We start from the raw sequence: 4,837 nt of genomic DNA, 5'->3' as shown, positions 1-4,837 counted from the left end.
GGACATCACCGGCGGCCTGCCGCGGGTGGCCGAACTGTTCGAGGCGCGCCGGCCCAAGGATCACGCCGTCATCGCCGAGATCGACGGCACGATCCGCTTCGGCCGCGACTACAAGAACAAGCGGCGCATCTCGATCGAGCCGGCCGAGGACGGTGTCGAGCCGGCCGAATATCTCATTCCCAAGAGCCGGCCGTTCCACCTTCAGGACGGCGATCCGATCGAGAAGGGCGATTATATCCTCGACGGCAATCCGGCGCCGCACGACATTCTCGCGGTCAAGGGCGTCGAGGCGCTCGCCTCCTATCTCGTCAACGAGATCCAGGAGGTCTACCGGCTCCAGGGCGTGGTGATCAACGACAAGCATATCGAGGTGATCGTCCGCCAGATGCTTCAGAAGGTCGAGATCACCGAACCGGGCGAATCGGGCTACATCGCCGGCGACAGCGTCGACCGGATCGAGCTTGAGGACGTCAATGCCCGCCTGGTCGAGGAAGGAAAGCAGCCCGCCAAGGGCGATCCCGTCCTGCTCGGCATCACCAAGGCGTCGCTCCAGACCCCGTCCTTCATCTCGGCGGCCTCCTTCCAGGAGACCACCAAGGTGCTGACCGAGGCATCGGTCGCCGGCAAGATCGACACGCTTCAGGGGCTGAAGGAAAACGTCATCGTCGGCCGCCTGATCCCGGCCGGCACGGGCGGCGCGATGAACCAGATCCGGCGCATCGCCACCTCCCGCGACGATCTGATCCTGGAACAGCGGCGCGCCGAGGCCGGTACCGAAGCGGCCGACGGCATGCTCGCCGACATGCGCGAGGCCGAGGAAGCGCCGGCCGCCGAGTAGGTGGGGCCCGACATCAAAATTGAAAAAGCCGGGGCAGGGCGCCTCGGCTTTTTTCGCGCACCCGGTCTCGGGCTTCTGTTCAAGGGCAGCGGTTTCGTCTGGACGGACACTGGGCCTGCGTGACCGGGCGACGGTTCACCGCTTCCCCGGCTTCCATCCCTTAAGCGCGTCGAACGGGTGGACATTGCCGGCCCCTTCACCGGCTTCTTCGACGAAGGTGACGATCGCCACCTCCCCTTCCATCGCGCCCTGATAGGCGGACGCATGCGGCTCCTCGTCGGGCGCGCCCGCCAGCGTGCCGATCTGGTCGAACTCGGCCTCCGCATAGTCGTCCTCGGCGAGCGCGTTGAGCGCCATGCGGATCGCCGTGTCGTCGTCGGGCGCCGCCAGCAGGATGTGCACCGGCACGCCGGCCTCGTCTGCATCGTCCCAGACGCGGCCGAGCAGAATGTGGACGGCGGCTTCTGCCTCCGGGTCGGTGCCGGGCGGAGTGTCGACCATGGGCGGGACCTTTGCGGCATGCGGGCGAAGGTGGCGATGGCCGTCTCCTTGCACGGCGGTCGGTGCGCGGTAAAGCCCGTGTGGCCCAACGCGGTCAAACCGCGCGAAAATCGCCAAAATCCGGCCGTTTGGCTGTTGACGCCAAGCTCCGCCGACAGTAAACACCGCCCAACGAGTCGATGTGGAGCATCGGCGTCGGCGATTGCGTTCGCCAGACTTGCGCTCCAAACAAGGCTTTCCATACGGCGCAAACCGAACCGGACGCACGAAGCCTGGGCTTCCTCTGCATCGCACGGGCAATCCGCAAGAGGGCGGGGTTGCCTTTGTTCGTTTGTACCCATGAGGCGGATTTGGGCGCTGTGGCGCCACACCAAGAAGGACGGCTTTATGCCTACAGTCAATCAGTTGATCCGCAAGCCCCGCGTGGCGCCGGTCAAGCGCAACAAGGTTCCCGCCCTTCAGGCCAATCCGCAAAAGCGCGGCGTTTGCACGCGCGTCTACACGACCACGCCGAAAAAGCCGAACTCGGCGCTGCGCAAGGTCGCCAAGGTGCGCCTGACCAACGGGTTCGAGGTGATCGGCTACATTCCGGGCGAGGGTCACAATCTGCAGGAGCACTCGGTGGTGATGATCCGCGGCGGTCGCGTCAAGGACCTGCCGGGCGTTCGCTACCACATTCTGCGCGGCGTGCTCGACACGCAAGGGGTAAAGAACCGCAAGCAGCGCCGGTCGAAATACGGCGCCAAGCGTCCGAAGTGACCTGAGCGGAGCGAAGGTCGCCCCGGACGGCGCGCAGCGGCGATCCGGGGTCCATGAACAGGAAGTGAGACACTCGACATGTCCCGTCGTCACAGAGCTGAAAAGCGCGAAATCAACCCCGATCCCAAGTTCGGCGATCTGGTGGTGTCCAAGTTCATGAACGCCATCATGCTGGACGGCAAGAAGTCGGTCGCCGAGCGGATCGTCTACGGCGCTTTCGATTCGATCGCCGACAAGACCAGCCAGCAGCCGGTCGAGGTGTTCCACGCCGCCCTTGAAAATGTCGCCCCGCACCTGGAGGTGCGTTCGCGCCGGGTCGGCGGCGCCACCTACCAGGTGCCCGTCGACGTGCGTCCCGAGCGCCGCCAGGCGCTGGCCATCCGCTGGATGATCGCCGCCGCCCGCAAGCGCAACGAAACCACCATGATCGATCGCCTGTCGGGCGAGCTCATGGATGCCGCCAACAATCGCGGAACCGCCGTCAAGAAGCGTGAGGACACGCACAAGATGGCCGAGGCCAACCGCGCCTTCTCGCATTATCGCTGGTAACCCACGCATCCAACGGACAAGGCTTCCTTCCATGGCCCGCGAATACGAACTCAAGGACTATCGCAATTTCGGCATCATGGCCCACATCGATGCCGGCAAGACCACGACCACCGAACGTATCCTCTTCTACACGGGCAAGTCGCACAAGATCGGCGAGGTCCATGACGGCGCGGCGACGATGGACTGGATGGAGCAGGAGCAGGAGCGCGGCATCACCATCACGTCCGCGGCCACCACCACCTTCTGGGAGGGCCGCGACGGCAGGAAGCGCCGCTTCAACATCATCGACACGCCCGGCCATGTGGACTTCACCATCGAGGTCGAGCGCAGCCTGCGCGTGCTCGACGGCGCGATCGCGCTTCTCGATGCCAATGCCGGCGTCGAGCCGCAGACCGAGACGGTCTGGCGCCAGGCCAACAAATACAACGTGCCGCGCATGATCTTCGTCAACAAGATGGACAAGATCGGCGCCGACTTCTTCCGTTCGGTCGAGATGATCAGGGAACGCCTGGGCGCCCGCCCGGTCGTCATGCAGCTTCCGATCGGCGCCGAGAGCGAGTTCGCCGGCGTTATCGACCTGATCGAGATGAAGGCGCTGGTCTGGAAGTCGGAAAATCTGGGCGCGGAATGGGACGTCGTCGACATTCCCGCCGAACTCGCCGACCGGGCCGCCGAATATCGCGAAGCGCTCATCGAGACCGTCGTCGAACTGGACGATGCGGCGATGGAAGCCTATCTCGAAGGCAGCGAACCGGACAATGACACGATCCGCCGCCTGATCCGCAAGGGCGCCTGCGAAGTCCAGTTCTTTCCGGTCTTCTGCGGTTCGGCCTTCAAGAACAAGGGCGTGCAGCCGCTTCTTGACGCGGTGGTCGATTTCCTGCCCAGCCCCCTCGAAGTGCCCGCCATCAAGGGCATCGACGCCAAGACCGAGGAGGAGACGACGCGCGAATCCTCCGACGAGGCGCCGCTCTCCATGCTCGCCTTCAAGATCATGAACGATCCGTTCGTGGGCTCGCTGACCTTCTGCCGCATCTATTCGGGCCGCCTTGAAACCGGCGTGTCGCTGATGAACACGGTCAAGGGCAAGCGCGAGCGCATCGGCCGCATGCTTCAGATGCATTCCAACAGCCGCGAGGACATCAAGGAAGCGTTCGCCGGCGACATCGTCGCAATCGCCGGCCTCAAGGAGACGACCACGGGCGACACGCTGTGCGATCCGCTCAAGCCGGTGATCCTGGAGCGCATGGAGTTCCCCGATCCGGTGATCTCGATCGCCGTCGAGCCCAGGACCAAGGGCGACCAGGAGAAGATGGGGCTGGCGCTGAATCGCCTGGCCGCCGAGGACCCCTCCTTCCGCGTCAAGTCGGACGAGGAGAGCGGTCAGACGATCATTTCGGGCATGGGCGAGTTGCACCTCGACATCATCGTCGACCGCATGAAGCGCGAATTCAAGGTCGAGGCCAATGTCGGCGCGCCGCAGGTGGCCTATCGCGAGACCATCACGCGGGAAGCCGACATCGACTACACCCACAAGAAGCAGTCGGGCGGTTCTGGCCAGTTCGCGCGCGTCAAGATCAAGTTCGAGCCGAACCCCGAGGGCGAGGATTTCGCCTTCGAGAGCACCGTGGTCGGCGGCAACGTTCCCAAGGAATACATTCCGGGCGTCGAAAAGGGCATCCGGTCGGTGATGGATTCGGGTCCCGTGGCGGGCTTTCCGATGCTCGGCGTCAAGGCGACGCTGATGGACGGCGCCTATCACGATGTGGACTCCTCGGTCCTGGCGTTCGAGATCGCCGCCCGCGCCGCCTTCCGCGAGGGCGCGCAGAAGGCCGGCGCCCAGTTGCTCGAACCGATCATGAAGGTCGAGGTCGTCACCCCCGAGGACTATATGGGCGACGTGATCGGCGATCTGAACTCGCGGCGCGGCCAGATCGCCGGCACCGAGACGCGCGGCGTCGACACGGTGATCGGCGCCATGGTGCCGCTCGCCAACATGTTCGGCTATGTCAACTCGCTGCGCTCGATGAGCCAGGGGCGGGCGCAGTACACCATGCATTTCGACCATTACGACCCGGTTCCGCAGGCCGTGGCACAGGAAATCCAGGCGAAGTTCGCCTGACCGCCGACAGCCGGACGACGGCGCAAGCACAATGAGGATCGGCCCGCAAGGGTCCAGATGGAGTAGAA

The 4,837-nt window shown here is 64.7% G+C and carries 3 protein-coding genes and 2 pseudogenes; 4 read left to right on the top strand and 1 reads right to left on the bottom strand.

The features are described 5' to 3' along the window. Positions 1-838 (top strand): annotated as a pseudogene (locus tag AC5E6L_RS13955) (DNA-directed RNA polymerase subunit beta'); the annotation flags it as partial. Between the two features lie 210 nt (positions 839-1,048). Here the strand turns inward: AC5E6L_RS13955 and AC5E6L_RS13950 are convergent. After that, positions 1,049-1,339: pseudogene (locus tag AC5E6L_RS13950) on the bottom strand (transcriptional regulator); the annotation flags it as partial. A 387-nt stretch (positions 1,340-1,726) separates the two neighbouring features. Between AC5E6L_RS13950 and rpsL the strand changes: the two are divergent. From rpsL to fusA, 3 genes are all read left to right on the top strand, one after another. After that, positions 1,727-2,098 carry a 30S ribosomal protein S12 gene (gene rpsL / locus AC5E6L_RS13945; protein ID WP_026479049.1) on the top strand — a complete coding sequence of 124 codons (372 nt, stop codon included), beginning with the start codon at positions 1,727-1,729 and terminating at the stop codon, positions 2,096-2,098. 78 nt (positions 2,099-2,176) lie between these two features. Continuing rightward, a complete protein-coding gene (rpsG, locus tag AC5E6L_RS13940; RefSeq protein WP_491774083.1) occupies positions 2,177-2,647 on the top strand; it encodes a 30S ribosomal protein S7 in 471 nt (156 codons plus the stop codon). Positions 2,648-2,678: 31 nt separating this feature from the next. Continuing rightward, complete coding sequence (gene fusA, locus AC5E6L_RS13935; protein WP_491774081.1) at positions 2,679-4,769, top strand: elongation factor G; 2,091 nt, start codon at positions 2,679-2,681, stop codon at positions 4,767-4,769. Positions 4,770-4,837 lie beyond the last annotated feature (68 nt).

It is taken from the genome of Roseitalea sp. (genome assembly GCF_984466335.1).
Note: the sequence above shows the minus strand (reverse complement) of the source record. Positions and strands in the feature narration are given on the sequence as shown.